This is a genomic window from Ureibacillus massiliensis 4400831 = CIP 108448 = CCUG 49529 (assembly GCF_000772965.1).
In the GTDB taxonomy this organism is placed as follows: Bacteria; Bacillota; Bacilli; order Bacillales_A; family Planococcaceae; genus Ureibacillus; species Ureibacillus massiliensis.
In genome coordinates, this window is sequence record NZ_JPVQ01000147.1 from 1 (window position 1) to 436 (window position 436).

The following is a 436-nucleotide window of genomic DNA, read 5'->3' on the forward strand; positions in this document are numbered from 1 at the left end:
ACTCAAACTTCGCAGACTAAAATCGACAAATAAGCCTTGATATAGTTAGGCAGACCGTTAATCCACTGCTGTAGTTGACTTTTGATTAATTTTTGGATTGTTTTATTTGTCTTTTTTAGGGCATCTTCAAGAAGCTCGATTAATTGCTGTAACGCGACAGCCCAATCCAGTTCGTTGACTTCATCACATAATTCATAAAAAATGCCACCTAATGTTCGTTGATCGTTATGGCAACGATTTTGCCAGGACAAGACGATGTATCTGGAAAACACAACCGTTGTGTGGCTAATGAGTAAATCATACGATATGCCTTGAAATTCTTTCTGAAGGCGTAATAGGGATTTTGTCGTCTTGAAAAAGACTTCAATATCCCAACGCATGCCATAGATACGGACGATTTCTTGTTCAGAAAGCGTACAATCGGTGCTGAGAATCG

The 436-nt window shown here is 39.0% G+C and carries 1 pseudogene; it reads right to left on the minus strand.

The annotated features are described in order from the left end of the window. Window positions 1-2 precede the first annotated feature (2 nt). A pseudogene (locus CD30_RS19310) lies at window positions 3-436 on the minus strand (IS4 family transposase); the annotation flags it as partial.